Origin of the sequence: Pelagibius sp. (assembly GCF_028281305.1) — a bacterium.
GTDB lineage: Bacteria > Pseudomonadota > Alphaproteobacteria > Kiloniellales > Kiloniellaceae > Pelagibius.
The window spans coordinates 52,575-79,190 of the sequence record NZ_JANQKD010000003.1 but is presented as its reverse complement, the minus strand read 5'-3'; the positions used below and the strand labels follow the sequence as shown (position 1 = coordinate 79,190).

Annotated in this window: 24 protein-coding genes; 10 read left to right on the top strand and 14 right to left on the bottom strand. The window is 65.5% G+C overall.

What is annotated here, in order from left to right; genetic code table 11:
• Positions 1 to 116: 116 nt before the first annotated feature.
• The 3 genes from Q0982_RS00565 to Q0982_RS00555 all read right to left on the bottom strand — a co-directional run bounded on the left by Q0982_RS00565 (position 117) and on the right by Q0982_RS00555 (position 3,237).
• The gene (locus tag Q0982_RS00565) at positions 117 to 1,325 is read right to left on the bottom strand and encodes a D-alanyl-D-alanine carboxypeptidase family protein (RefSeq protein WP_299390822.1); all 1,209 of its coding nucleotides are present in this window, start codon (positions 1,323 to 1,325) and stop codon (positions 117 to 119) included.
• Positions 1,326 to 1,515: 190 nt separating this feature from the next.
• On the bottom strand, positions 1,516 to 2,445 hold the full coding sequence (locus Q0982_RS00560; protein WP_299390820.1) for a glyoxylate/hydroxypyruvate reductase A: 930 nt from the start codon (positions 2,443 to 2,445) through the stop codon (positions 1,516 to 1,518).
• An 84-nt stretch (positions 2,446 to 2,529) separates the two neighbouring features.
• Complete coding sequence (locus tag Q0982_RS00555; protein WP_299390818.1) at positions 2,530 to 3,237, bottom strand: TetR/AcrR family transcriptional regulator; 708 nt, start codon at positions 3,235 to 3,237, stop codon at positions 2,530 to 2,532.
• 184 nt (positions 3,238 to 3,421) lie between these two features.
• On the opposite strand from Q0982_RS00555, the gene Q0982_RS00550 reads away from it, so the two are divergent.
• From Q0982_RS00550 to Q0982_RS00520, 7 genes are all read left to right on the top strand, one after another.
• Positions 3,422 to 4,771, top strand: coding sequence for an NAD(P)-dependent oxidoreductase (locus Q0982_RS00550; protein WP_299390816.1), 1,350 nt, complete (start codon positions 3,422 to 3,424; stop codon positions 4,769 to 4,771).
• A 43-nt stretch (positions 4,772 to 4,814) separates the two neighbouring features.
• A complete protein-coding gene (preA, locus tag Q0982_RS00545; protein WP_299390815.1) occupies positions 4,815 to 6,092 on the top strand; it encodes an NAD-dependent dihydropyrimidine dehydrogenase subunit PreA in 1,278 nt (425 codons plus the stop codon).
• Between the two features lie 80 nt (positions 6,093 to 6,172).
• Positions 6,173 to 7,411: a Zn-dependent hydrolase gene (locus tag Q0982_RS00540; protein ID WP_299390813.1), complete on the top strand. Its 1,239-nt coding sequence runs from the start codon at positions 6,173 to 6,175 to the stop codon at positions 7,409 to 7,411.
• A gap of 73 nt (positions 7,412 to 7,484) precedes the next feature.
• Positions 7,485 to 8,345 (top strand): ABC transporter ATP-binding protein, encoded by an 861-nt coding sequence (locus Q0982_RS00535; RefSeq protein WP_299390812.1) that lies wholly within the window; start codon positions 7,485 to 7,487, stop codon positions 8,343 to 8,345.
• A complete protein-coding gene (locus Q0982_RS00530; protein WP_299390810.1) occupies positions 8,335 to 9,261 on the top strand; it encodes an ABC transporter permease in 927 nt (308 codons plus the stop codon). The genes Q0982_RS00535 and Q0982_RS00530 overlap by 11 nt, the downstream gene beginning before the upstream one ends.
• Entirely contained in the window at positions 9,258 to 10,418 is a 1,161-nt protein-coding gene (locus tag Q0982_RS00525; RefSeq protein WP_299390808.1) for an ABC transporter permease, read from the top strand. Before Q0982_RS00530 ends, Q0982_RS00525 begins: the two co-directional genes overlap by 4 nt.
• 85 nt (positions 10,419 to 10,503) lie before the next feature.
• Positions 10,504 to 11,505 (top strand): ABC transporter substrate-binding protein, encoded by a 1,002-nt coding sequence (locus Q0982_RS00520; protein ID WP_299390806.1) that lies wholly within the window; start codon positions 10,504 to 10,506, stop codon positions 11,503 to 11,505.
• A gap of 78 nt (positions 11,506 to 11,583) precedes the next feature.
• Here Q0982_RS00520 and Q0982_RS00515 read toward each other — a convergent pair whose 3' ends face one another.
• The 8 genes from Q0982_RS00515 to hydA all read right to left on the bottom strand — a co-directional run bounded on the left by Q0982_RS00515 (position 11,584) and on the right by hydA (position 21,017).
• Entirely contained in the window at positions 11,584 to 11,991 is a 408-nt protein-coding gene (locus Q0982_RS00515) for a hypothetical protein (protein ID WP_299390804.1), read from the bottom strand.
• 135 nt (positions 11,992 to 12,126) lie between these two features.
• Complete coding sequence (locus tag Q0982_RS00510; protein ID WP_299390802.1) at positions 12,127 to 13,371, bottom strand: aminotransferase class V-fold PLP-dependent enzyme; 1,245 nt, start codon at positions 13,369 to 13,371, stop codon at positions 12,127 to 12,129.
• 20 nt (positions 13,372 to 13,391) lie between these two features.
• Positions 13,392 to 14,663 carry an amidohydrolase family protein gene (locus Q0982_RS00505; RefSeq protein ID WP_322096917.1) on the bottom strand — a complete coding sequence of 424 codons (1,272 nt, stop codon included), beginning with the start codon at positions 14,661 to 14,663 and terminating at the stop codon, positions 13,392 to 13,394.
• A 123-nt stretch (positions 14,664 to 14,786) separates the two neighbouring features.
• Complete coding sequence (locus tag Q0982_RS00500; protein WP_299390799.1) at positions 14,787 to 15,728, bottom strand: ABC transporter permease; 942 nt, start codon at positions 15,726 to 15,728, stop codon at positions 14,787 to 14,789.
• 14 nt (positions 15,729 to 15,742) lie between these two features.
• Positions 15,743 to 16,792 (bottom strand): ABC transporter permease, encoded by a 1,050-nt coding sequence (locus Q0982_RS00495; protein WP_299390797.1) that lies wholly within the window; start codon positions 16,790 to 16,792, stop codon positions 15,743 to 15,745.
• On the bottom strand, positions 16,782 to 18,359 hold the full coding sequence (locus Q0982_RS00490) for an ABC transporter ATP-binding protein (RefSeq protein ID WP_299390795.1): 1,578 nt from the start codon (positions 18,357 to 18,359) through the stop codon (positions 16,782 to 16,784). Before Q0982_RS00490 ends, Q0982_RS00495 begins: the two co-directional genes overlap by 11 nt.
• Before the next feature lie 79 nt (positions 18,360 to 18,438).
• Positions 18,439 to 19,458: a BMP family protein gene (locus tag Q0982_RS00485; protein ID WP_299390793.1), complete on the bottom strand. Its 1,020-nt coding sequence runs from the start codon at positions 19,456 to 19,458 to the stop codon at positions 18,439 to 18,441.
• Between the two features lie 116 nt (positions 19,459 to 19,574).
• The gene (hydA, locus tag Q0982_RS00480) at positions 19,575 to 21,017 is read right to left on the bottom strand and encodes a dihydropyrimidinase (protein ID WP_299390792.1); all 1,443 of its coding nucleotides are present in this window, start codon (positions 21,015 to 21,017) and stop codon (positions 19,575 to 19,577) included.
• A 253-nt stretch (positions 21,018 to 21,270) separates the two neighbouring features.
• Here hydA and Q0982_RS00475 point away from each other — a divergent pair, with 253 nt between their 5' ends.
• Positions 21,271 to 22,134, top strand: a complete 864-nt coding sequence (locus Q0982_RS00475) for a nitrilase-related carbon-nitrogen hydrolase (RefSeq protein WP_299390790.1) — start codon at positions 21,271 to 21,273, stop codon at positions 22,132 to 22,134.
• A gap of 37 nt (positions 22,135 to 22,171) precedes the next feature.
• On the opposite strand, the gene Q0982_RS00470 is transcribed toward Q0982_RS00475, so the two are convergent.
• Both Q0982_RS00470 and Q0982_RS00465 read right to left on the bottom strand, forming a co-directional pair.
• Positions 22,172 to 22,963: an anti-sigma factor gene (locus Q0982_RS00470; RefSeq protein ID WP_299390788.1), complete on the bottom strand. Its 792-nt coding sequence runs from the start codon at positions 22,961 to 22,963 to the stop codon at positions 22,172 to 22,174.
• A gap of 6 nt (positions 22,964 to 22,969) precedes the next feature.
• Positions 22,970 to 23,500, bottom strand: coding sequence for an RNA polymerase sigma factor (locus Q0982_RS00465; protein ID WP_299390787.1), 531 nt, complete (start codon positions 23,498 to 23,500; stop codon positions 22,970 to 22,972).
• A gap of 86 nt (positions 23,501 to 23,586) precedes the next feature.
• Between Q0982_RS00465 and Q0982_RS00460 the strand changes: the two genes are divergently transcribed.
• Both Q0982_RS00460 and Q0982_RS00455 read left to right on the top strand, forming a co-directional pair.
• Complete coding sequence (locus Q0982_RS00460) at positions 23,587 to 24,009, top strand: DUF4399 domain-containing protein (RefSeq protein ID WP_299390785.1); 423 nt, start codon at positions 23,587 to 23,589, stop codon at positions 24,007 to 24,009.
• 251 nt (positions 24,010 to 24,260) lie between these two features.
• On the top strand, positions 24,261 to 26,039 hold the full coding sequence (locus Q0982_RS00455; protein WP_299390783.1) for a radical SAM protein: 1,779 nt from the start codon (positions 24,261 to 24,263) through the stop codon (positions 26,037 to 26,039).
• Positions 26,040 to 26,042: 3 nt separating this feature from the next.
• Here the strand turns inward: Q0982_RS00455 and Q0982_RS00450 are convergent, their stop codons facing one another.
• Positions 26,043 to 26,513 (bottom strand): PAS domain-containing protein, encoded by a 471-nt coding sequence (locus Q0982_RS00450; protein WP_299390782.1) that lies wholly within the window; start codon positions 26,511 to 26,513, stop codon positions 26,043 to 26,045.
• Positions 26,514 to 26,616 lie beyond the last annotated feature (103 nt).

Genomic DNA, 26,616 nt, shown 5'->3' with positions numbered 1-26,616 from the left:
GCCGTCCTAAGTGCTTGGCACACCAACGATCAATGCTAGTGGCGGCTCACTGCTTTGGCAATCGCCGCGACGTTCACAAGAAGGGGCAGGAGGACGGTGCGATCGACGCGCGCGCGTCAGCGCCAGAGCGTGTCCGGATTGTTCAGCAGCTTGGGCGGCACTGCCAGGCAGTAGTGGCCGAGGCTCCAGAGATGTTTGCAGGCCTCGCCGGCGTCGCGCTGGTTCAGGTCGACCAGCAGGGCTGTGTAGAGCTGCGGGTCGTGGCGCAGCTTGGCGATCACCGCCGGGCGTCCGTGCCGCGTGACCTCTTTCAGGGACTGGCGGTGGCCCTTGATGATTGCGTTGGCCTGGGCCTTGCTGGCGAAGGAACCGAGCACCAGGCCCCAGCCCGGCAGCTTGCCGTCGCTGGGGGCGGTGCCGACCGCCGGCGCCACCGCGCACTGTCCGCCGGGCAGCACGTAGGGAACCGCGGTGGTCGGCGTGGCGGGCAGAGACCCGAGGGTCCCGGCGTCGGCACCCGGCGAGGGCGCCGCGAAGGCCGTGTTCATAAGCTTGGTCATGCGGGCGTTGCGGACACCGCTGGTCTTGCCGCCCAGAACAACCGCGATCACTCGCCGCCCGTCCCGCTCCGCCGTGCCGATCAGGTTGTAGCCGGAGCCGCAGGTGAAGCCGGTCTTGAATCCGTCGGCACCGGGATAGCCGACCATCCAGCCGTTGGTGGTGGGCCGCGCGCGGCGGTTCAGCATGAACTGGGTTTTGGAGAAGCGGGCGAAGTGCTGCGGAAAGGTCTTGAGCTGCGCACGCGCCAGGATCGCCATGTCCTTGGCGGTGGTGACCTGCATCTGGTCCGGCAGGCCGGAGGCATTCTTGAACACCGTGCGCCGCATGCCGAGCGCGCGGGCCTTGCGGGTCATGGCGGTGGCGAAAGCCTCCTCGCTGCCGCTGACCGCCTCGGCCAGAGCCACCGCCGCGTCGTTGGCGGAGCGCACGATCATGGCATCCAACAAGAGGCCTACGCGCACCTGCTTGCCGGCGCCGAGGCCGAGCTTGGTCGGCGACTGGCCGGCGGCGTGCTTGGAAATCGGGACTTTCTGGTCGAGCGCCAGGCGGCCGTCGGCCAGCGCCTCGAAGACCATGTAGGCGGTCATGACCTTGGTGAGGGAGGCGGGGTACCACAGATGCGTGGCGTTCTCGGCCTGCAGGACCGCGGCGGTCTCCGCCTCGATCACCAGAACGGCGCCCTTGGGTGTCTCGGCGCGGGAAAGACCGGGGAACACGCAGACAAACGCAGCGAACAGCAGCGCCCATCGCCTCCATCCCGACATGTCTTCCCCCGTTCCGCCCGCGTTGGGCCTCAGATAAACGCTTGTCTCAGATAAGATAGTACGTCGCCGGATCAACGAGAAGGTTCACCAAAGGTCTACTCTGTTCGGCGTAGAGAGCCGCGTAGCAAAGCAAAAACTCTATTATATCTCAATGGAATGAGATCGTAATTTAAGATTATGCTTTGGTTCGCTAGTAGCCCTGTTCCAGATCGACCAGGTCGGGGACCGGCTCGCCGGCGCGGAAGCGGCGGATGTTCTCGGCGATCACCTTGGCGCCGGCCTCCGGGTCGATCAGGCTGGCGATGTGGGGGGTCAGCAGCACCTTGGGATGGGTCCAGAAGGGGTGGTCCTCCGGCGGCGGTTCCTGGCGCAGCACGTCCAGGGTGGCGCCGGAGAGCTGCCCGCTGTCGAGCGCCGGGACCAGGTCTTCCTCGACCAGATGGCCGCCGCGTCCGACGTTGATCACGGCCGCCCCTTCGGGCAGTTGCGCGAAGAGGGACTTGTTCAGGATGCCCTCGGTCGCCGGCGTGAGGGGCAGCAGGCAGATCAGGATCTCGGCCAGGGGCAGCAGTTCGGCGAGCCCGGCTTCGCCGTGATGGCAGACAATCCCGTTCAGGTCTTTCGGGCGCCGCGACCAGCCGTGTACGGCGAACCCGATCCCCGCCAGGGTGCGCGCCACCTCGGCGCCCATGTTGCCGAGGCCCAGCACCGCGACATGCCGTTCCGGCGCCGGTGGCGTGATGATCTGATCCCAGGCCTTGCGCTGCTGCGCGGCCTGGATGTCCGGCAGGCGGCGGTGGTGGCGCAGCACGTGGAGCGCGACGTACTCGCGCATACGCTGGCGCAGGTCGTCGCCCACCGTGCGGATGACGGGCAGGTGCTTGGGCAGGTCCGGGTCCACCAGCACATGGTCGATGCCGGCGCCCATGGAGACGACGCACTTCAGATTGGGGAAGGTCCTGAGGCCGCCGGGCGGCGGCTTCCAGACCACGGCGTACTCCACATCGGCCTTGTCCCCGGGTGTTTCCCAGTCGCGGCAGTCGATGTCCGGCAGCAGGCCCTGCAGTTTCTCCCGCCACCATTCGGCACGGGCGTTGCCGACGCGCACCACCAGAGCCATCAGATCATCCCTCTGCAGGGAAGGGCGGCTCGAAGGACTGCGCCGAGAGTTCGTCCTTGCGCTTCAGCAGCACCACCGCTTTGATCATTCCGCTGCACCCCGGTAGCTCAGCCCGCAACCGCGCAGCACCATGCGCACGACCGTCTCGGCGGCAGTGTCGTAGTCCTTGGCGGCGAGCTGGCGGCGGCCGACCAGGGCACTGACCTGCGCCTCGAAATCGGCGTAGTGCTGGGTCGCCGCCCAGATCACCGAGAACAGATGGACGGGGTCCACCGGCTCGATCTTGCCTTGGCGCACCCAGCTTTCCAGCACCTTCGACTTCTGAGCCACAAGGCTTTTCAGGTCGTTCTTCAGAAAGTCGCCGGTGTGTTTGGCGCCGCGGATCATCTCGTTGGCGTAGACCCGCGAGGCGAGGGGGCGCTCGCGCGAGTGGCGGATCTTGGCGCGGATGTAGTCCGCCAGCGCTTCGGCCGGATCGCTGTCTTCCGTCAGCCGGTCGAGTTCGCCCAGCCAGAGCGTCAGAATGTCGTCGAGCACGGCGCGGTAAAGCGCCTCCTTGGTGCCGAAGTAGTAATGGACGTTGGCCTTGGGCAGGCCGGCGCGCTCGGCAATGGCTGCCGTGGTGGCGCCGCGGTAGCCCTGCTCGGCGAAGATCTCTTCGGCGGCCTCGAGAATAAGCGCCCTGTTGCGCAGCCGGATGTGGCCGGGGGCGGTTTCCTCTTTCTCGGCCTCTTTTCCGGGCTCTTTCCCGGCCTCTTTTACTGGGCCTTCTTTTGCTGCCGTTTCGCTCATCGGCTTTCTTTGTTTTCCTATCGCGTCTTTCGAACCGACCGTTCGCACGCACAAGGATAGCGCAAAACCTGACCAACTGGTCAAAATTAATTGACCGCTTGGTCAAGGCAACGCTACAGTCATCCTCAACAAAGAAGCAATACGCCGGAAGTGCGTAAGCAAGCAAATGATCGGGGAGATCAGGATGGGTAACCAACCGGACATTGCGGCCGGGCGCTTGACCGATTCCGATTACGCGGAAAACTTCAGCGACGTGCATCCGCCGCTGGACCGCAAGGCGGCGTTGATCGAGGCGAGCCGCTGCTATTTCTGCTACGACGCGCCCTGCATCGAGGCCTGTCCCACCGGCATCGATATCCCGAGCTTCATCCGCAAGATCTCGACCGACAACGTGCGCGGCGCTGCGCAGGACATTCTGGACGAGAACGTAATGGGCGGGGCCTGCGCACGGGTCTGTCCGACGGAGGTGCTCTGCCAGGAGGCCTGCGTGCGCAACACGCAGGAGCACAAGCCGGTGCAGATCGGTCTGCTGCAGCGCTATGCCACCGATGCGGTGATGGACGACGCTGCGCACCCTTTCCAGCGCGCCGAGCCGACGGGCAAGCGGGTTGCCGTGGTAGGTGCCGGTCCGGCGGGGCTTTCCTGCGCACACCGTCTGGCGATGCACGGCCACGACGTCGTGGTCTTCGAGGCCAAGGCCAAGGCCGGCGGCCTCAACGAGTACGGCATCGCGGCCTACAAGGTGCCGGAGGACTTTGCCCACCGTGAGGTCGATTTCATCCTGGAGATCGGCGGCATCGAGATCCGCAACGGCCAGGCGCTGGGGCGCGACATCGCCCTGGCGGACCTCAGGCGCGACTACGACGCGGTCTTTCTGGGTATGGGGCTCGGCGGCGTGCGGGCGCTGGGGCTGGAGGGCGAGGACCTGGGCGGCGTCTATAACGCCGTCGATTTCATCGCCGACCTGCGCCAGAGCGACAATCTGGCCAGCCTGCCGGTGGGCCGCAAGGTGGTGGTGATCGGCGGCGGCAACACCGCCATCGACATCGCTGTCCAGACCAAGCGTCTGGGGGCAGAGGACGTGACGCTGGTCTACCGCCGCGGGCCGGAGGCCATGTCGGCGACCGGGCACGAGCAGGAGTTCGCCCAGGTCAACGGCGTAAAGATCAAGCACTGGGCCCAGCCGCGCCAGATCCGCGGTGCCCATGATCACGTCACCGATGTGGTTTTCGAGTACACGCAGCTTGACGACAATGGGCGGCTCGGCGGCACCGGCGATGCCTTCAGCGTGCCCGCCGACATGGTCTTCAAGGCCATCGGCCAGGAGATGCTGCCCCTGCCGCAGGCCAACGGCGGCAGCGAGCTCCTGGAGATGGACGGCGCCTGCATCGCCGTCAACGACGAGCGCCAGACCTCGCTGCCCGACGTCTGGGCCGGCGGCGACTGCGTGGCGGTCAGTGAGGACCTGACCGTCGCCGCCGTGCAGGACGGCAAGCTGGCGGCGGAGTCCATCAATCGTTTTCTGCGGTCCTGAGAGGGCCGCAAGCAGGAAGGGCTGCGGCCCGGGAGGCAAGGACATGGCTGACATTCGTTGCGACATCGCCGGTGTAAAGTCCCCCAATCCCTTCTGGCTGGCCTCGGCGCCGCCGACGGACAAGGAATACAACGTCGTCCGTGCCTTCAAGGCCGGCTGGGGCGGCGTAGTCTGGAAGACCCTGGGCGAGGATCCGCCCATCGTAAATGTCTCGTCGCGTTACGGGGCCATGACCTACAACGGCACCCGCATGGCCGGCTTCAACAACATCGAACTGATCACCGACCGGCCCCTGGACGTGAACCTGCGCGAGATCAAGCAGGTGAAGCGCGACTGGCCGGACCGCGCCATGGTGGTCTCCCTCATGGTGCCCTGCGAGGAAGAGAACTGGCGCAACATCCTGAAGCAGGTGGAGGAGACCGAGGCCGACGCGGTGGAACTGAACTTCGGCTGTCCCCATGGCATGTCTGAACGGGGTATGGGCTCCGCCGTCGGCCAGGTGCCGGAGTACATCGAGATGGTGACCCGCTGGTGCAAGAAGCACAGCCGCATGCCGGTCTTCGTGAAGCTGACCCCCAACGTCACCAACGTGCTGGGGCCGGCACGGGCGGCCAAGGCGGGCGGGGCCGACGCGGTCTCCCTGATCAACACCATCAACTCCATCATGTCGGTGGATCTCGACATCATGGCGCCGACGCCGACGGTGGGGGGCAAGGGCAGCCACGGCGGCTACTGCGGCCCGGCGGTGAAGCCCATCGCCATGCACATGGTGGCCGAGATCGCGCGCGACCCGGAGTGCGCCGGCCTGCCGATCTCCGGCATCGGCGGCATCAGCGACTGGCGCGATGCGGCGGAGTTCATGAGCCTCGGCGCCGGCTCCGTTCAGGTCTGCACGGCGGCCATGCACAAGGGCTTCAAGATCGTTGAAGATATGATCGACGGCCTCGGCTACTGGATGGACGGCAAGGGCCATGCGACGTTGGAGGATTTCCGCGGCGCGGCGGTGCCCAATGTTACCGATTGGCAGTACCTGGACATCAATTACGAGACCGTCGCCAAGATCGACCAGGATCTCTGCATCCAGTGCGGTCTCTGCCACATCGCCTGCGAGGATACCTCGCACCAGGCAATCGCAGCACAGAAGGACAACGGGTCGCGCCGCTACGAGGTCATCGACGCCGAGTGCGTCGGCTGCAATCTCTGCATGCACGTCTGCCCGGTGGAGGGCTGCATCTCCATGGTCGAGGTGGACAACGGCAAGGACTACATGAACTGGACCCAGGACCCGCGCAACCCGATGAACCAGAAGGCAGCGGAGTAGGGACGCGGGCGCAGGGCCGGGGGCCAAAGAGCATATCCGCCGGCTGGCCGCCGGCGGGCTAATTGGGGGGATGTTTTTCGATGACCTTGAAGAACCTCACGGTCAATCAGGACCGCTTGTGGGACTCCTTGATGGAGATGGCCCGGATCGGCCCGGGCGTGGCCGGCGGCAACTGCCGCCTGGCCCTGACCGATTTCGACCGCGAGGGGCGCGACCTCTTCGTGCGCTGGTGCCAGGATGCCGGCTGCTCCATCACCGTCGACAAGATGGGCAACATCTTCGCGCGCAGGCCGGGCAGCGATCCCTCGCTGCCGCCGGTCGCCACCGGCAGTCACCTGGATACCCAGCCGACCGGCGGCAAGTTCGACGGTGTCTTCGGCGTGCTGGCGGGCCTGGAGGTGATCCGGACCCTGAACGATCACGGCATCGAGACGGCGGCGCCGGTTGAGGTTTCGGTCTGGACCAACGAGGAGGGCTCGCGCTTCGCCCCGGCCATGGTCGCCTCCGGCGTTTTTGCCGGGGTCTTCGATCTGGACTACGGCCATTCCCGCGCCGACGTCGACGGCAAGACCATTGGCGAGGAACTGGAGCGCATCGGCTACCTGGGCGAGGAGACGCCCGGCGAGCATCCGATGAAGGCCTTCTTCGAGGCCCACATCGAGCAGGGACCGATCCTGGAGGCGGAGGAAAAGACCATCGGCGTCGTCACCGGCGCCCAGGGCCAGCGCTGGTTCGAGGTGACGCTGACGGGGTCTGAGTCCCATGCCGGGACCACACCGATGAACCGCCGCAAGGATGCCCTGGTGGCTGCCTCCAAGCTGGTAACGGCTATCAACGAGATCGCCCTGGCCCATCCGCCCCATGCCGTCACCACGGTCGGCATGATGCAGGTGAGCCCCAATTCGCGGAACACCATTCCCGGCTCGGTCTTCATGACCGTCGACCTGCGCCATCCCGATGACGAGACGCTCAGTCAAATGGAAAGCGAACTGCGTGCGGCCTGTGCCGGCATCTGCGATCCGGTGGGCGTCGAAGCGGCGATCGAGAACATCTGGTGTTCGCCGCCGATCGCCTTCGATACGGACTGCGTCGCGGCGGTGAAGAAGGCGGCCGGGGCGGCCGGCTACGGCAACATGGACATTATTTCCGGCGCCGGACACGACGCCTGCTATATCAGCCGGGTGGCGCCCACCGCCATGATCTTCGTGCCCTGCGAGGACGGGGTCAGCCACAACGAGAGCGAATCGGCCACGCCGGAGGATCTGGCGGCGGGCTGCAATGTGCTGCTGCATGCCATGCTGGAGCGGGCTAGTGCTTGACCTTTCCGGGCGAACAGGCCGGAATGGCGCAAAGCCCCCACAGGGAGCAGGGATGTGAGAGGGGCATGACAGGATGGCGCTAGAGGCGGCGATGCAGCAGGAAGCGGGGGCAGCGGCAAGGGAAGCGGGTGCCGAGGACCGGGCCGAAGGTCGGTCGCGGCCGGTCATCGACGTCCGGAACCTCTCCCTGACCTTCGAGACCGCGGACGGGCCGGTCTATGCTCTGTCGGAGGTCGACCTTACCGTCAACGCCGGGGACTTCGTCTCCTTCATCGGGCCCTCCGGCTGCGGCAAAACCACCCTGCTGCGCGTCATCGCCGATCTGGAGCGCCAGACCGCGGGCCAGATCAGCGTGAACGGCGTCTCACCCCACGAAGCGCGCCAGGCCCGCGCCTACGGCTACGTCTTCCAGGCGCCGGCGCTCTATCCCTGGCGCACAGTCGAGCGCAACGTCATGCTGCCGCTGGAGATCATGGGTATGAGCAGCGCCGAGCGGCACGACCGGGCGGCGCGCTATCTCGACCTGGTGAACCTCAAGGGCTTCGAGAAGAAGTTCCCCTGGCAGCTTTCCGGCGGCATGCAGCAGCGGGTTTCCATCGCCCGCGCGCTGTCTTTCGAGCCGGACCTGTTGTTGATGGACGAGCCCTTCGGCGCCCTCGACGAGATCACCCGCGATCATCTGAACGAGCAGCTTCTGCGTCTCTGGGAGCGTACGGGCAAGACGGTGATCTTCGTCACCCATTCGATTCCCGAGGCGGTCTTCCTGTCCTCCAAGATCGTCGTCATGTCGCCGCGCCCGGGGCGCATCATCGACGTCATCGACTGCAACCTGCCGCCGGACCGCACCCTCGACAGCCGCGAGAGCCAGGACTTCGCGGAGATCGCGCACCGGGTGCGCGAGGGGCTGCGGGCCGGGCACAGCTATGACGACTGAGGCTCTCGGCGCTCCGGCACGACCGTCGCCCGGGCTTCTGTCCCGGATCTTCGCGGGCCGCAGCGGCCCCTTGGCCGTGGTCTGCCTGGCGATCTTCGCGCTCTGGTACCTGGGAACCGTCTGGCTGAACGCGCCCCTGTTGATCGACCGTTATGAGCGGCAGGGGGAAGACTGGTCCATCACCCGTTTGGCCGAAGACGCCATGGCCATGGAGCGTCCGGTGTTGCCGGCGCCGCATCAGGTGGCGGTGGAGCTGAACAAGTCGATCTTCCAGCGCAACGTGACCTCCAAGCGCAGCCTCGTCTACCACGGCTGGGTGACCCTCTCCTCGACCCTGCTGGGCTTTGCCATGGGTACCTTGCTGGGCATCGCGCTTGCGGTCGGCATCGTCCATGTGAACACCCTGGACCGCAGCCTGCTGCCCTGGGTGATCGCCTCCCAGACCATACCGATCCTCGCCATCGCGCCGATGATCATCGTGGTGCTCGGCAACATCGGTTTCACGGGGTTGGTGCCGAAGGCGCTGATCTCCATGTACCTCTGCTTCTTTCCGGTGACCATCGGCATGGTGAAGGGCCTGCGCTCGCCCGACCCGCTGCAGATGGACCTGATGCGCACCTACAGCGCCAGCACCGGCCAGGTGTTCCGTAAGCTGCGCTGGCCCTCGTCGATCCCCTTCCTCTTCGCCAGCTTGAAGGTCGCCATCGCCATCTCCCTGGTTGGCGCCATCGTGGGTGAACTGCCGACCGGCGCCTCGGCAGGGATCGGCGCGCGGCTGCTGGTGGGGTCCTACTACGGCCAGACCGTGCAGATCTGGGCGGCGCTGCTCACCGCCGCGGCCATGGCCGGGCTGCTGGTGGCCGCCGTGGGCATGGTCGAGCGGCTGGTGCTGCGGCGCACGGGGGTCCGGCCATGATGCGCCGCGCTTGGAAGGAAGAGGGCGCCTGTCTCTTGGCCCTGTTGTGTTTCGCCGTCGCCCTTCTTCTGCCGGTCGGTCAGGACGTGATCGGCAACCGCGTGGCCTGGCTTGCGGAGCCCGGACTTCTGCTTGGCCTCGGCATCGCCGCCTTGGCCGCAGCGGGACAGGCAGCGCTGGCGCTCCGTGGCCTCGCAGTCGGCCTCATTCTGCTGGCGGTCTGCGTCGCCGGCGCCTGGGTGCCGCTTGCGGCGATCAGCCGGCAGTTCGCCGTCCTGGGCGCCGAAGCGCCTGTGGGTCTTCAAGGCCTGGGGGTCTGGGTCTTCGTCCTGGGGCTGGGCTTTCTGGTCTGGCGCACCCTCGGCCTGCTGTCGGAAGCCGCGGGCAAGGGAGACAGCAAAGGCTTCGCCGCGCTTCTGGTGCCGGGCCTGTTCGGCGCCTGGTTGATCTATCTCTGGCAGGTCGGAGTGACCGGCTTCGGCGTGCCGACGGTGCTGCTGCCCTCGCCGGAGCGCATTGCGGCCATCTTCATGGCTTCCACGGACACGCTGATCGCCGACTTCTACCAGACCTTCATCAAGTCGGTACTGACCGGCTTCCTTATGGGCTGCGGCAGCGGCTTCCTGGTGGCGATCCTGGTGGACCGGGTGCCTTTCCTGCAGCGCGGCCTGCTGCCGCTGGGCAATTTCGTCTCGGCCCTGCCCATTGTCGGCGTCGCGCCGATCATGGTGATGTGGTTCGGCTTCGACTGGCAGTCCAAGGCGGCGGTCGTCGTTATCATGACCTTCTTCCCGATGCTGGTGAACACCATCACCGGTCTGCATGCCACCCAGGCCATGGAGCGCGACCTCATGCGCTCCTATGGGGCGAGCTACCTGCAGACCCTGGTGCGGGTCAGGCTGCCCAACGCCTTGCCCTTTATTTTCAACGCCCTCAAGATCAACTCGACGCTGGCGCTGATCGGCGCCATCGTGGCGGAGTTCTTCGGCACGCCGATCGTCGGCATGGGCTTCCGGATTTCCACTGAGATCGGCCGCATGAACGTGGAGATGGTCTGGGCCACCATCGCCGTGGCGGCCGTGGCCGGCTCGCTGTTCTACGGCCTGCTGGCTCTGGCCGAGCGGGCCGCGACGTTCTGGCATCCCTCCTATCGATAATGATGGAAGATCAAGGATTTGGGATGCGTTTAGGGAGAGAAACCTCAAGAGCAAGAAACGAGACTCAGAGAAGAGGAGAGGCAAGATGAGAAAACTGATTTCACTGGCGGCGGGGGCGGGCCTGCTGCTGACGGCCGGCACGGCGGCGGCGGCCGACGAGGTGACGCTGCAGTTGAAGTGGGTGACCCAAGCGCAGTTCGCCGGCTACTTCGTCGCCCAGGACAAGGGCTTCTATGAAGAGGCCGGGCTCGACGTCACCATCAAGCCGGGCGGGCCGGATATCGCTCCGCCGCAGGTGATCGCCGGCGGCGGCGCCGATGTGATCATCGACTGGATGCCTTCGGCCCTGGCGTCGCGGGAGAAGGGCGTGCCGCTGGTGAACATCGCCCAGGTCTTCAAGAAGTCAGGCATGATGCTGACCTGCCGCAAGGACAGCGGCATCACTTCCCCGGCGGATTTCAAGGGGCGCACCCTGGGGGTCTGGTTCTTCGGCAACGAGTACCCCTTCCTGTCCTGGATGGCCAAGCTCGGCCTGCCGACCGACGGCGGGCCCGAGGGCGTGACGGTGCTGAAGCAGGGCTTCAACGTCGACCCGATCCTGCAGAAGCAGGCTGACTGCGTCTCCACCATGACCTACAACGAGTACTGGCAGATCATCGACGCCGGGCTCGGCGCTGACGACCTCATCGTCTACAAGTACGAGGACCAGGGCGTCGCGACCCTGGAGGACGGCCTCTACGTCCTGGAGGAGAACCTTCAGGACCCGGCCTTCGTGGACAAGATGGCGCGCTTCGTGGCCGCCTCTCTGAAAGGCTGGGAGTACGCAAAGAACAACGTCGAGGAAGCCGCCGACATCGTGCTGGAAAACGACGAGACCGGCGCCCAGACCGAGAAGCACCAGCGGCGCATGATGGGCGAGATCGCCAAGCTGCTGGAAGGCTCGGCCAAGGGCCTCGGCTACCTGGAGCCCGGCGACTACGACCGCACTGTCGATACGCTGCTGGCCAATGCCTCCACGCCGGTCATCACCAAGAAGCCGGAAGGTGCCTGGACCCACGCGGTCTGGGAAAAGGCCAACGGCATGTAAGTCCCGAAGTATAGAGGGGTGGGTTGGGGGAGCGCTTTGGCGCTCCCCCTTTTTTAGGAATGACGATAGAGATGGACGTCAATCCTTCTTGACGCAGGTTACATCGTCATTGACCACCTGGCAGTCGGCAGCGATCAGCCCTTTCCCGCAGTTCAATCCTTCGGGTCCCGAGTTGCAGCCGGTACATCCCCCCGGTTTACTGCAGTTGTCGCAGCAGGCGTCGAACTCCACCTCGCCGGTCATGGGGGCTTTGAGGGACTGCGGAGCCTGATCACCGCCGCCGGGCGGCGAACGGCGCTCAAAAACACGCTTCTTCGTGTTCTCCAACTCGGCCAGCACAGTGAACCCGGCAAGATCAACCGCGGTTGCTACCGGCTCCAACTGCTGCAGAGAAGCATCTGCAGAAATGGGTTCAGCCTGTGCGGTCACGGACAGCGCCAGAAAAAGGCACCCCAGGACCGCACAGATCAGGTTACGTAGGTTCATGGTTCGGATTCTCCTCAGTAGAGACGTCAAAGACAGGTGACGCCGCCGATGTGTCGGGAGTCCGAAGCAGAAAGTTCAAGCGTCTTCAGGTCTGCTGAAGACGTGTTCGCGCATATGGTCAGGAGCGAGGCCGCCCTAGAGCGATTCGTCCAAGGCCTCGATCAGCCGCTCGATCTCTTCCGGGCTGGTGTAGTGGACGAAGGAAAGGCGCAGCACGCCGGGTTCCGGGTCGATGCCCATGGCCTGGACCAGACGGTAGGCATAGAAGTTGCTGACGCAGGCGGCGATCCTGTGGTGCCGTAGGCGCTCGACAACCTCCGGCGCCGGCTTGTTCTTGGGATGGATCGCCACCGTCGGCGCGCGCACCGCCGGATCGGTGGGGCCGAGCACGCGGATGTCGTTGCGCTGACGCAGGTGGTCCAGCAGGGGCGCCAGCAGCGCCTTTTCCTGGGCCTCCATCAGGCTATGGACGCGGCGGCCGCGCTCGGCCTCGTCGGCCTCATCGCCTTCGACGGTGTGGGCGAAGTGACGGGCGTGGAGGGCATCGAAGTAGTCGGCGATTCCGGCGGAGGCGGCGATCTGCGCATGGTCGGGGCCGGCGGGCGTCAGCTTCTTCAGGATCTTGTCGGCGTTGAAGAAGTGACTTTGGTTGGGCAGGCGTTCGGCCAAGTCCCGCTTTACCGTCATCAGGCCCTGGTGCGGCCCGTAGGTTTTGTAGAGCGAGAAGAGATAGATGTCGGCGTCCAGGGCGGCCACGTCGGGAAAGCCGTGCGGCGCGTAGGAGACGCCGTCCACCGCGACCACCGCGCCGGCGGCATGGGCCTTGGCGGCGATCTCCGTCACCGGATTCACATGGCCGACGATGTTGGAGCAGTGAGGGAAGGCGACCAGACGAGTCTTGTCGCTGAGCAGCGAGTCCAGCGCAGCCGGATCGAGCTCGCCGCTCTCCGGGTCCAGCTGCCACTCGCGCACCACGATGCCGCTGTCCGCCAAGCGCCGCCAGGCGCCGGAATTGGCCTCGTGGTCCTGGTTGGTGACGACGATCTCGTCGCCGTCGTTCAGCATCTCGCGGAAGGCCTGGGCCAGAACGTAGGTGTTCTGGGTGGTCGAGGGGCCGAAGTGCAGCTCGTCCTCGGCGACGTTGAGATAGCCGGCGAGCCGCCGCCGCGCCTCATCCATCTCCGCACCCGCGCGCTCCGAGGCGGGGAAGGGGCCGTAGGGCTGCACTTTGGTTTCGCGATAGAAGCGGGTCAGCCGCTCGATCACCGGGCCGCAGGCATAGGAGCCGCCGGCGTTCTCGAAGAAGGCCCAGTCCTTCAGGGAGGGATCGGAGAAAGCGGGAAACTGGGAGCGGACGAAGGCAAGGTCGAGCTGGGACAAGGGACTTCCTCAATCAGGTATCAATGTTTCATAAAGTCGATAGCTTCATTGCCCAGCACCTTCAACTGCGATTTCACCGGTGGGGTCTCCGCAACCACCCGCCCGCGGCGGATGACGGTGAGGCGGACGGGCCGCAGGCGCAGGGCCTCCAGCACGTCGCCGGCCTGGAGAATCACCATGTCCGCGTTGCAGCCGGGGGTGAGGCCGTAGCCTTCCAGCCCCAGGGTCTTCGCGCCGTTCTCTGTGACCGCGGCGAAGCAGTCCTTCTGTTCCTCGACGCCGGTCATAAGGCCGACGTGGAGGCCCATCTGCGCCACCTCGATCATGTCGTGGCTGCCGAGGGGATACCAGGGGTCCATGACGCAGTCGTGGCCGAAGGACACGTTGATGCCCTGGGCCAGCAGTTCCTTCACCCGGGTCATGCCACGGCGCTTGGGGTAGCTGTCGTGACGGCCCTGGATGGTGATGTTGATCAGCGGATTGGCCACCGCGTTCACCCCAGCTTCGGCCATCAGCGGCATCAGCTTGGAGACGTAGTAGTTGTCCATGGAGTGCATGGAGGTGAGGTGGGAGCCGGTCACCCGCTCCTGCAGGCCCAGGCGTTGCGTCTCGTAGGACAGGCTCTCGATGTGGCGGGAGTTGGGGTCGTCGGTCTCGTCGCAGTGCATGTCGACCCGCAGGCCCCGCTTGGCGGCCAGCTCGCAGAGCAGGCGCACGGACTCGGCACCCTCGGCCATGGTGCGCTCGAAATGGGGGATGCCGCCGACGATGTCGACGCCCTTGTCGAGGGCGCGGCGCATGTTCTCCCGCGCAGTCGGGGAGCGCAGGTAGCCGTCCTGCGGGAAGGCGACGAGCTGCAGGTCGATGACGTCCTTCACCGTCTCCCGCACTTCCAGCAGCGCCTCGACGGCGAGCAGGCGGTCGTCGCAGATATCGACATGGCTGCGGATCGCCAGCGTGCCCTTGGCGACCGACCAGCGGCAGAGCGCCAGCGCGCGTTCCTTTAAGGCCTCCACCGTGAGGTCCGGCTTCAATTCGCCCCAGAGGGCAATGCCCTCCAGCAGCGTGCCGCTCTGGTTCAGGCGCGGCAGGCCAAGGCTGAGGGTCGCGTCCATGTGGAAATGGCTGTCGACAAAGGGCGGCGTGACGAGAAAGCCCTGGGCGTCGATTTCGAGAGCCGCCTCCGCCGCGATGGCCGGTGCCACCTCGGCGATGACGCCGTCCTGGACGGCGATGTCCAGGCCGCTTGCGCCATCGGGCAGGGTGGCGTTGCGGACAATGAGATCGAGCATCACATCTCTCCGATCGAGTACCCATCCTTCGAGACGCCGCTGACGCGGCTCCTCAGGACGAGGCGAGGTGTGAGCCTCGTCCTGAGGAGGGCCGGCAGGCCCGTCTTGAAGGGCGAGCGCACCTTACCGTTCGCCCTTGCGGAAGGGGACCAGCAGGGCCTTGGGGTAGGCCGCGCGCCGCGACATGACGATCATCGCCAGGATGCTGAGAACATAAGGCATCATGAGGAAGAACTGATAGGGGATAAAGGCCGAGGCGGACTGCTGCACGCGAATCTGCAGCGCTTCGAAGGCGGCGAAGAGCAGCGCGCCGAGCAAGGCCTTGCCCGGGCGCCAGGAGGCAAAGATCACGAGGGCGACGCAGATCCAGCCGCGGCCGTTGATCATGCCGATGTAGAAAGCATCGAAGACCGAAATGGTAAGGAACGCGCCGCCGACGGCCATGAAGGCGCTGCCCAGCATGACGGCGCCGGTCCGCAGGCGGTGGACGTCGATGCCCTGGGCCTCAACGGCCATGGGGTTCTCGCCCACCATGCGCACGGCCAGACCCAGCGGCGTGCGGTAGAGGCCGTAGGCGACCAGGGGCACCAGCGCGAAGGCCAGGTAGGTGAGGGGGCTCTGAGTGAACAGGACCTCACCGAGGAAGGGCAGCTCCGACAGGCCCGGAACGGGATAAGGCTGAAAGGGGTCGATCTTCGGCGGCGTGGTGACATCAGGCAGCAGCATGCGGAAAGCGAAGTAACTCAGAGCAGAAGCCAGCAGGGTGATGCCGATCCCGGTGACGTGCTGGGAAACGCCGAGGTAGACGCTGAAGCCGGAGTGTAGAAGGCCGAAGAGGGCGCCAAAGGCCGCGGCCACCAGCACCGCCGACCACAGCCCGCCGCCCTGGTAGACCCACATCCAGGCGACCATGGCCCCCAGGGTCATGATACCCTCGATACCGAGATTGAGAACGCCTGCGCGCTCGCAGATCAGCTCACCCAGGGTGCCGAAGATGAGCGGTGTGGCCATGCGCACCAGGGCGGCCCAGAAGCCCAGCGAGACGAAGATCTCCAGGATGTCCATGCCGCTCCGGCCCCTTAGCGCAGGCGGGGCCGGTAGCGCACGAAGAGCACGCTCGCCAGCACCAGCAGCAGGGCGGTCGCGGTCAGCACATCGGCCAGATAGTTGGAGATCGACATGGCCCGGCTCATGGCGTCGGCGCCGTTGTAGATGGCGGCGACGAAGATCGCCGCGGCGATCACACCCAGGGGATGCAGGCCCGCCAGCATGGCCACCGCGATGCCCGTGTAGCCGAAGCCGGGCGAGATATCGAGGGTGAGATAACCCTTGAGGCCCGCCAGCTCGCAGACCCCGGCCATGCCGGCGAGACCCCCGGAGAGCAGCGCCGTGCGCAGCACGGTCGCACCCATCGGAATGCCCGCGAAACGCGCCGCCTCCGGGTTGTTGCCGACGGCGCGGATCTCGAAGCCCCATTTGGAGTAGCGGATGAAGGCCCAGGCTGCGACCGCGAAGAAGACCGCCCAGAGCAGGCCGGAATGCAGGCGGGTGCGGGGAATCAGGGGTGAGAGTACGCCCTCGTCGATGATCGGCGCCGCCTGAGGCCAGCCCATGGCCAGGGGGTCCTTCCAAGGCCCGAAGAGCAGGTAGTTGGCAAAGAGCAGGACGACGAAGTTGAGGAGGAGGGTGGTCACCACCTCGTCCACCTTGAGCTTCAGCTTCAGGATCACCGGCAGGAGCAGCAGCAGTCCGCCGGCAAGCGCACCGACCAGGAAAAGGAAGGGCACCATCAGCAGGGGCGGCAGGGTGACGAGCCCGGTGCCGACATAGGTCGCCGCCAGCGCGCCGGCATAGAGCTGGCCCTCGCCGCCGATGTTCCAGAGCTTGGCCCGGAAAGCGACGGCGGCCGCCAGGCCGGTGAAGATCAGTGGTGCCGCGCGCGTCAGAGTCTCGCTCAGGGCGAAGACCGAGCCCAGCGCACCCTTCACCAGGGCGCCGTAGGCGGCCAGCACCGGCGCGCCGGCCCAGGCGATGAGCAGCCCGCAGAGCAGGAAGGCCAGGGCGATTGCCGTCAGCGGAGCGGCCAGGTTCAGCCACAGCGGCACATGGGCGCGGGGCTCAAGACGCATGGCGGCCCTCGTCCGAATGCTCTGCCGTACCGTGTCCGGCCATCATAAGGCCAAGGGTTCTGAGATCCGCTTCTTCCACAGGGACGGGTGCGGAGAGACGCCCGTGGTAGAGCACCGCGATGCGGTCGGACATCTGCAGCAGCTCCTCGAGGTCTTCGGAGATCAGGACGATGCCCGCGCCTTCGGCCCGCGCCTGGAACAGCAGAGCCTGCACAGCCGCCGCGGCGCCGACATCGAGCCCGCGGGTCGGCTGATTGGCGAGGATGATGCGTGGCTTCTGGTCCAGGACCCGGGCGAGGATGACCTTTTGCATGTTGCCGCCGGAAAGGCTGCGTGTAGCCGTGGTCGCATCGGCGCCGCGGATGTCGAAGGCGGCGATCTTTTCTTCGGCGTTGCGGCGCAGGGCCACTCCCTTGACGAAGCCGAAGCGCGAGAAGCGGTCTCCGCCATAGGCTTCCAGTACCAGGTTTTCCTCCACCGTGAAGTCACCGACGACGCCGGTTGCGTGACGGTCCTCCGGCACCCGCCCGACCCCGCGTTTCAGCATGGCGCCAGGGGAAGCCTCGGCGATGGCATCGCCGAGGATCTCGAAGCGCCCCGCCGTCGGGGCATCGAGACCGGAGATCAGGGCCGCGAGGGCGGCCTGCCCGTTGCCGGAAACGCCGGCAATTCCGAAAATCTCTTTCTCACAGAGGGTTATATCGAGATTCTCAAGCGATACTTTGCCCTCTGCACCGCGCAGTCCGACGCCTTCCATTCGCAGCAGAGGCGCACCCGGCTCCAGGCGGCTGCGTTCGGGCAAGGCGACCGCCCGCCCCACCATGGCCTCGGCGAGCCCTTCGCGGGAGGCCTCGGCGATGGGGAAGTCGGCCACCAGCCTGCCCTGACGCAGCACAGCAACGCGGTCGGCAATGGCCATCACCTCGTTCAGCTTGTGGGAGATGAAGATGATGGAGAGCCCCTCGGCCGCCATGGTCTTCAAGGTTGCGAAGAAACTCTCGACCTCCTGTGGCGTCAGCACCGCGGTGGGTTCGTCGAGGATCAGGACGCGGGCGCCGCGGTAGAGCGCCTTCAGGATCTCCACCCGCTGACGCTCGCCGACCGAGAGGTCGCGCACAAGGCGCCGGCTCTCGACCTGCAGGCCGAAGCGCGCCGCCAGGTCCTCGACATGGCGCAGCGCGGCCGCGCGGTTCTGCTTCAGGCGCCAGAGCGGTTCCGTGCCCAGCACGATGTTGTCGAGAACGGTGAGGTTTTCGCCCAGGGTGAAATGCTGATGCACCATGCCGACCCCGGCGGCGATGGCGGCCTTGGGGGAGCCTGGCGGCAAGGCTCCGCCGAAGACCGCGATCTCGCCTTCGTCGGCAAGGTAGTGACCGAAGAGGATACTCATCAAGGTGGTCTTGCCGGCGCCGTTCTCTCCCAGCAGGGCCAGGATCTCGCCGCGCCCCAACCCAAGGGAGATGGCATCGTTGGCGACCAGCGCCCCAAAGCGCTTGGTGATGCCGGACAGCCGCAACACCGGCTCAGCGCCGGTGGCGGCAGCGGCGGACGCTTGCGCCTGCGCCATCGTCAGATCCCCCGATGATCGATTTCTGCGGGGTCGGGACAGCACTGACGCCGCTGCCCCGATCCCGTAAGGCGTCCGGTCAGAACGTCGACTTGGGTTCGTCGTCGTTGGTCTGCACCACGAAGTCCCCAGCCTTGATCTGCTGAGCGAGGGCGTCGATCTTCGCCTTGGTTTCGGCCGGGATCTTGTCCTCAAACTCGTAGAACGGAGAGAGGGAGGCGCCGCCGGCCTTCATCATCGTCCATTCCTTGTAGTTCTCGGCCGTGAAGGTGCCGGCTTTCACCTGGGAGATGGCATAGTCGATGGCCGGTTCCATGTGCCAGAGGGCCGAGGCGACCACCACGTCGGTGCCGTTCTCGGCCTTGTTCATGTCGTTCACGTTGCCGAAGGCGATGATCCCCTTCTCGCGGGCGGCGTCGACCACGCCGGCCCGCTCGGCGTAGAGCACGTCCACCCCGGCCTCGACCTGGGCGAAGGCAAACTCTTTGGCCTTTGGCGGGTCGTACCAAGAGCCGATGAAGGAGACCTTGAACTCGACGTCCGGATTGACCGAGCGCGCGCCCTCCATGAAGGCGTGGAACAGCCGGTTCACCTCGCCGATGGGAAAGCCGCCGACCATGCCGATTCTGTTGGTCTTGGTCATGGTGCCGGCGACGATGCCCATGAGGTAGCAGGGCTCGTGGATCCAGTTGTCGAAGACGGAGAAGTTCTTGCCATGGGGGACACCCGGGTCGCCCATAAGAAAGGCGATCTCCGGATAGTCGTCGGCCACCTTGCGGGCCTCCCGGCTGATGCCGAAGGCCTCCCCGACCACCAGATCGACCCCGCCCTCGGCGTACTCGCGCATCACCCGGACGTAGTCGGTGTTGGGCACCTTCTCCGAGAAGCTGTACTCAATGTCGCCGCGTTCCTTGGCGGCGGTCAGCGCCCGGTGCAGGGTGCCCACCCATTTCTGCTGAATCGGCACCGTGTAGATTCCGGCGACTTTCAGCTTTTCCGCCTGCGCCGCGCCGCCGGAAAGTCCAAAGACGGCTGCAGCCACCAGAGCCGCCGCGCCGGCCTGCACGACCGTGCGGCGCCGCAGGCCGCGTTTTGCCAATACTGTACCGTTCCCCGAAATTCGAGAAGTCATCCCCCTAGCTCCCTTGTTTGCGGTGTTTCGCCACCTGTCTGTCGTTGCGTTTAGGCGGCGTCCGACCCGTTGCTACATCCGGGCTACATCCGGTTCACCGCCACCGGCGTCTTTGCCTCGCGCCGGCGGTTCACAGCGTCGTAGTAGGGCGCGAAGGTCGGCCGGTTGACGTAGCGCCCCGCACCGCGTTCGGTGCGGACTTCGCCGTCCTGGTAGACCACCTTGCCCTGGCTGATGGTGACCGTGTTGATGCCCTTGACGGTCATTCCCTCGAAGATATTGAAGTCCACGTTCTGATGGTGCGTGTCCTTGGAAATCGTGCGCTCCTTGGTCGGGTCCCAGATCGCGATGTCGGCGTCGGCGCCGACGGAGATGGAGCCCTTGCGCGGATAGATGTTGAAGATCTTGGCGGCGTTGGTGGAGGTGATGGCCACGAACTCGTTCATCGTCAGTCGGCCTGAGTTCACCCCGTGGTGCCAGAGCACGTGCATGCGGTCCTCGACCCCACCGGTGCCGTTGGGGATCTGGGTGAAGTTGTTGTGGCCCATGCGCTTCTGCGGAGCGCAGAAACAGCAGTGGTCGGTCGCCGTGGTCTGCAGCATGCCGGCCTGAAGGCCGCGCCAGAGCGCGTCCTGATGCTCCTTGGAACGGAACGGCGGGCTCATCACGTGGGCCGCGGCGAAATCCCAGTCCGGGTTGCGGTAGACCTCGTCGTTGACCAGCAGGTGACCGGCCAGGACCTCGCCGAAGACGCGCTGGCCTTCGTTGCGCGCCCGGGTGATGGCCTGCAGGGATTCGATACAGGAGTTGTGGACGATGTAGAGCGGCACGTCGAGCACCTGGGCAACGCGGATGGCGCGGTTGGCGGCTTCGCCCTCGACTTCGGGCGGGCGGGAGAGGGGATGGCCCTCCGGCCCTGTGATGCCGCTCTTCAGAATCTCGTTCTGAAGGTGGAAGACCAACTCGCCGTTTTCGGCATGGACGGTGCAGATAGCGCCCAGCTCGCGGGCCCGGGTGAAGGAGTTCACCAGCACCTCGTCATCGCACATGATGGCGCCCTTGTAGGCCATGAAGTGCTTGAAGGAGTTGACCCCGTGGTCGCGGGTCAGGGTCCCCATGGCTTCCTTGACGGTCTCGTCCCACCAGGTGATGGCGACGTGGAAGGAGTAGTCTCCCGCGGCCTTCTCCGCCCAGCCCCGCCAGGTGTGATAGGCCTCCATGATGTCCTGCTGGGGGTTGGGTATGACGAAGTCGATGATCATCGTCGTGCCGCCCACCATGCCGGCGGTGGTCCCGGTGAAAAAGTCCTCAGAAGCCACCGTGCCCATGAAGGGCAGTTCCATATGGGTGTGGGGATCGATCCCGCCCGGCATGACGTAGCCGCCGCCCGCGTCGATGACTTCGGCGCCGGAGGGAGCCTCCAGGTTCTCGCCGATGGCGACGATCTTGTCCGCTTCGGTCAGCACATCGGCCCGATAGGAGTGGTCGGCCGTCACCACGGTGCCGCCCTTGATCAAGATCGCCATGACTGCTGTCCCTCCTTGTGCCTGTCCCTGTTTTGGATTTCCTGTCCGTTTGGTCAATTTTGCATCATGTCGCAGCCCGATGCGAGTCCGCTTTTCGTGCTTTCGCCCGGTTTTCGGCCAGCGCACCGAAGGCCCAGGGCCCGGCGCCGGGCGAATAGGGCCTTGCATCACTTCCTGACCAAATGGTCAAATCTTCTGCAGGACAGATGGCGCTGCGGGAAAACCGGGGCGCATTGCAGAGGGAGAGCAAGCGATGGCGACGGTGCGGGCGGGCCTTATTCAGATGGCTCTGAAGGCGGATACGGGGGAAAGCCCGGAAACCATCCGCGACAGGATGAACGAAGCGCATCTGCCGCTGATCGACGAGGCCGGCGCCAAGGGCGTCCAGGTGTTGTGTTTGCAGGAAGTCTTCAACCAGCCCTACTTCTGTCCCAGCCAGGACGTGAAGTGGTACGGCGCCGCGGAAAAGGTCCCCGACGGCCCGACGGTCAAACTGATGCAGGAGTACGCCAAGAAGCACTCCATGGTGATCGTGGTTCCGATCTATGAGGAGGACATCACCGGCGTCTACTACAACACCGCCGCCGTCATCGACGCCGACGGCAGCTACCTCGGCAAGTACCGCAAATCCCACATCCCGCAGGTCGCCGGGTTCTACGAAAAGTTCTTCTTCAAACCCGGCAACTCCGGCTGGCCGATGTTCCAGACGGCCTACTGCAAGCTCGGCGTCTACATCTGCTACGACCGACACTTCCCGGAGGGCTGGCGCGCCCTGGCTCTGAGCGGGGCCGAGTACATCGTCAATCCCTCGGCCACCGTGGCCGGCCTCAGCCAGTATCTCTGGAAGCTGGAACAGCCGGCCTCCGCTGTCGCCAACGGCTGTTACATCGGCGCGGTCAACCGCGTCGGCACCGAGGCTCCGTGGAACATCGGCAAGTTCTACGGCTCCAGCTACGTCGTCAATCCGCGCGGCGAGTTCCTTGTGGAAGCCAGCGAGGACAAGGACGAACTGGTGGTCGCCGATATGGACATGGATATGGTCCGCGAGGTGCGGAACCTCTGGCAGTTCTTCCGCGACCGGCGGCCGGAAGCCTACGAGCCGCTGACGGCGATCTGACGCTCTTCGCTTTCCGAGGCGGTGCTCGCCCTGCCGCTCAGGAACTCTTGGTCCGAGAGGCCTGAGCGAGGGATGCGGAAAGGTCACGGGCCGCGCGGTCCAGCAGCGCTGGCGGGACGTCGCCGATCACCAGAAAGGCGAAGCCGTCGGCAATCCAGGACACGGCGGCGAGCCCCTTGAAGCTCTGCGTCTCCAGCGGCCGGCTGGCGGCCTCGGTCGGGGTCACGCAGAACGCCACCGGACGGTTCCGGCTGTCGAGATAGGCAAACTGGGCGAGCGGCGCCGCCTCGTAGCCGAGGATCTGGGCCCGGCGGTAGCGCAGGCCGCTGACGTTGCGCAGCGCCGTGCCGTCGATATCCAGGCCCAGTTCGGCGACGACCCTTGCCCGCTCGCTTTCGAGCTCCGCCGGGCTTGGATCGAGATGGGTCAGCGTCTCGCTGCGATAGAGCAGCTGATACTCGGCGACGGCCATGCGCCAGTCTTCGCTCTGCATCGGGGCAGTGAGGCGGCCGCCGGCGAAACCGATGGCGGCAACGGCGGCGAGGCTCGCGGCGATAGCCGCCCTGCGGCTCACGAGCGGTCCCAGAGCGCGGCTGGAGGGTTGGGAGGGGCTGTCTTTAGGAGCCGGTTCCGCGTGGCCCGGCGCCAAGGGAAGCAGGCTGTCGAAAGCGGACTTCACAGTGTCGGTGTCGATGGTCAGGGCATCCAGCCGCGCGCGCAGCGCCGGATCGTCGCGCAAGGCCTGCTCGACAGCCTTTGCCTGCTCGGGCGGGAGTTCCCCGTCCAGGAAGGCAACCAACTCTTCGTCGGTGATCGACCTGCTATCCATGATCCGTCACAGGGTCCGTTGTTTGGCCGCGCCCGAGGTGGCCTTGAGGGCGGCAAGCTTGCTGCGGGCCGCGGCAAGCCTGCTCATGACGGTCCCGATCGGGATGTGCAGGTGCTCGGCAGCCTCCTTGTAGGAAAAGCCCTCCACATAGACCAGGAACACCGTCACGCGCTGCGCCTCGGGCAGGTCCATCACTGCCTTTAACACCTCGGCATGGAAAAAATTCGTTTCGGCGTCCGTTCCAGGCGCCGGCAAAGCCAGTTCGTCGCTGGGTACCAGCCCGCCGCCCCGGCGCACGTTCTCGGCCCTCAAGGTGTTGTACCAGAGGTTCTTGGCAATGCTGAAAACCCATCGGTCTGCATGCGTTCCGGCCTGGAATTGATGCGCACTCTCAAGTGCCTTGAGACAGGCGGCCTGGCAGAGGTCCTCCGCTGCCGGGAGGTCCCGCGTCAAGGCGAGGCAGTACCGCCAGAGGCGGGGATAGAAGCCCTCCAGCAGCTCCTTCATGCTGTCTTGCGCCGATCTTTCGACTGCCACGCGAATAAATTCCGGTCTTTGGGTGTTTTCGCTTCAGATCATGGCCACGCCGGTCATGAGCCTAAGACTATATGGGAGGTTATTCCATGCGCATTCCCGTGATCGCCGCCACCGTGGTGTTGGCAGCCGGTTCCGCTCTTGCCGGCGAGACGCCGGCGCCGCCCGATGCCAGGGTCTATTTCATCGATTTGCAGGACGGTCAGACGATCTCTTCACCGGTCACCATCCGCTTCGGCCTCTCCGGCATGGGCGTCGCGCCGGCCGGCGTGGACGATAAGGAAAACACCGGGCACCATCATCTGATCATCAACGAGGCGATCGAAGGAGAAGAACTGAACGAGCCGATCCCCGCGGATGACAAGCACATCCACTTCGGCGGCGGACAGACCGAGGCGACGGTCGAACTGCCCCCCGGCACCCACACGCTTCAGCTTGTTTTGGGCGACTGGAGCCATATTCCGCACAACCCGCCGGTGATGTCCGAGCGGATCACCGTCACGGTCAAGTAGGCCACGGGCGCCCAGGTCTTCTGCGCCGGCCCCCGGCCGGCGCGGAGTCGCCCGGGTCCGGTACCGCCCGGACACAAGCCGGGGTCTTCTAACCCTTAATTGCCGTTGCGGCGGCTCTTTCCCGGCCTGGTGCGCCGGAAATGGGGCTGATCGCGCCAATCTTTCGCTTCAGCCTGTATTTCGCGCCCGCAATGGGGTAATTCTGACTGGGCAAGTCGGACTTGGGGGGCGGCATGACTGAGAGCGGTTCAATGCGGCGTTTCATCGTGGAGCTCATTAAGCCGTCGCACTACGACGACGACGGCTATGTGATCCAATGGGCCAAGGCCTGGGTGCCGTCCAACACCCTCTCCAGTCTCTACGGACTGTCGCTTGATATCATCGACCGCAGGCTCCTCGGCCATGACGTCGAGGTCGAACTGAACGCCTACGATGAGACCAACACCATCATACCGATCAAGCAGATCGTCGAACGCATGACGACGCCCGGCGTCCGCGGGGTGGTCTGCCTCGTCGGCGTACAGTCGAATCAGTTTCCGCGCGCCATGGACATCGCCCGTCAGTTCCGCGCCGAGGGCATTCAGGTGGCGATCGGCGGCTTCCATCCGAGCGGCTGCCTGTCCATGCTGCCCGAGCTTCCGCCGGACCTGCAGGAGGCCCTGGACCTGGGCATCACGCTCTATGCCGGGGAGGGCGAGGGACGGCTGCATCACTTCTACCGCGATGCGCTGAACGAAGAGCTGAAGCCGATCTACAACTACATGAACGATCTGCCGGGGATCGACAACGAACCCACGCCCTACCTGCCGGAGTCTCTGGTGCGCCGCTACGGGGGCTCGGTGGCCTGTTTCGATGCCGGGCGCGGCTGCCCCTTCCAGTGCAGCTTTTGCACCATCATCAACGTCCAGGGCCGCAAGTCGCGCTTCCGCGAGGCGGACGATGTCGAACGCCTGGTGCGGGCGAACATCGAGCAGGGCATCACCCGCTTCTTCATCACCGACGACAACTTCGCCCGCAACAAGAACTGGGAGGCGATCTTCGACCGGCTGGGCGACCTGAAGGAAGAGACCGGCCTGCCGTTCTCCATCATCATTCAGGTCGATACGCTCTGCCACAAGATCGAGAACTTCGTGGCCAAGGCCAAGCGGGCCGGCGTCGCGCGGGTCTTCATCGGCCTGGAGAACATCAATCCGGACAATCTGATGGCGGCAAAGAAGCGCCAGAACCGCATCACCGAGTACCGGCTGATGCTTCAGGAGTGGCGCAATCACCAGATCCTGACCTATGCGGGCTACATTCTGGGCTTTCCCGCCGATACGCCGGAGAAGATCGCCCATGATATCGAGGTCATCAAACGCGAGCTGCCCATCGATATCCTGGAGTTCTTCTGCCTGACGCCGCTGCCGGGCTCCGAGGATCACAAGAACCTCTACCTCAACGGGGTCCCCATGGACCCCGACATGAACATCTACGACCTGGAGCACGTCTGCACCGGGCACTCCCTGATGACCAAGGAAGAGTGGCAGGGCATCTACAACAAGGCCTGGGAGCTCTACTACTCCGATGAACACCTGGAGACGCTGATGCGGCGGATCATCGTCAGCGGCAATAAACCGGAGCGTATCTGGGCCCACGCCCTGCAGTTCGCCGGCTGCATCCGCTACGAGAAGGTGCACCCGCTCCAGGGTGGATACATCCGGCGCAAGGTGCGTACGCAGCGCCGCTCGGGGCTGCCTCTCGAATCTCCCCTGGTGTTCTACCCGCGCCGGGTTTGGGAGGTTCTGCGCACCTATGTTCCTTTCGCCGGCTTTGCCCTCAGGCTCTGGCTCAAGTGCCAGCAGATCAAACGGGACCCGGCCAGCAAGGACTACACGGACCTGGCGTTAACGCCGGTAACCGACCACGGCGAAGACGAGAGGCTGGAGATGTTCGCCCATACGGAAGCCGCCCAGGCGGCCGTTGCCAAGGCCCAGCGGGAATCCGCCGCCCGCGAGAAGCGCGCCAAGGAACCGATCGCGGCAGCGGAATAGGCTCTAAAACAGCGGCCGATCCGGCAGGTCGAACATCGAGGCGCCACCGAGGCTGTCCACCGTCACGCCGTCTTCGGCGAAAGGAAGCAGCAAGCGGCGATAGTGCAGCAATCCGTCGGGCAACCACTGCGCCGAGCGCTTTACGTAGTGGGGCTGACCGCTGTGGACCACCGTATCGAATTCCTGCCGGATCTCGGCGGCCCGATCCGGTGGATGAATCTCATCGAAGGTCTTGCCGCGCATTTCGAACCCGACCGTCGCGCAGAGCATCGATCCGGCAAGGCGCATGCGATAGTCCAACGGCTCGCGCTCGACGTCGTACATGAACAGATGCGGCACGATTTCAGCCGGCAGGGCCGCCGGGTCGAGCGCCCTGCGCGGCGGGAGCCGTCCGTCGACTTTCAAGCTCTGCCAGTAGCCCAGGAGTTCGATCAACTCCGGGTCGTCGATTCCCGTCGCCTGTCCACCGCACATCGCTCCCCCCAAGCAGAGTTGCCCGCCTCCCAGCGTGCCGTCATCACCGGATGGAACGATGACGTCAGCGGCGAAGATTATAGGAAAAAAAGCAACCTGTCGG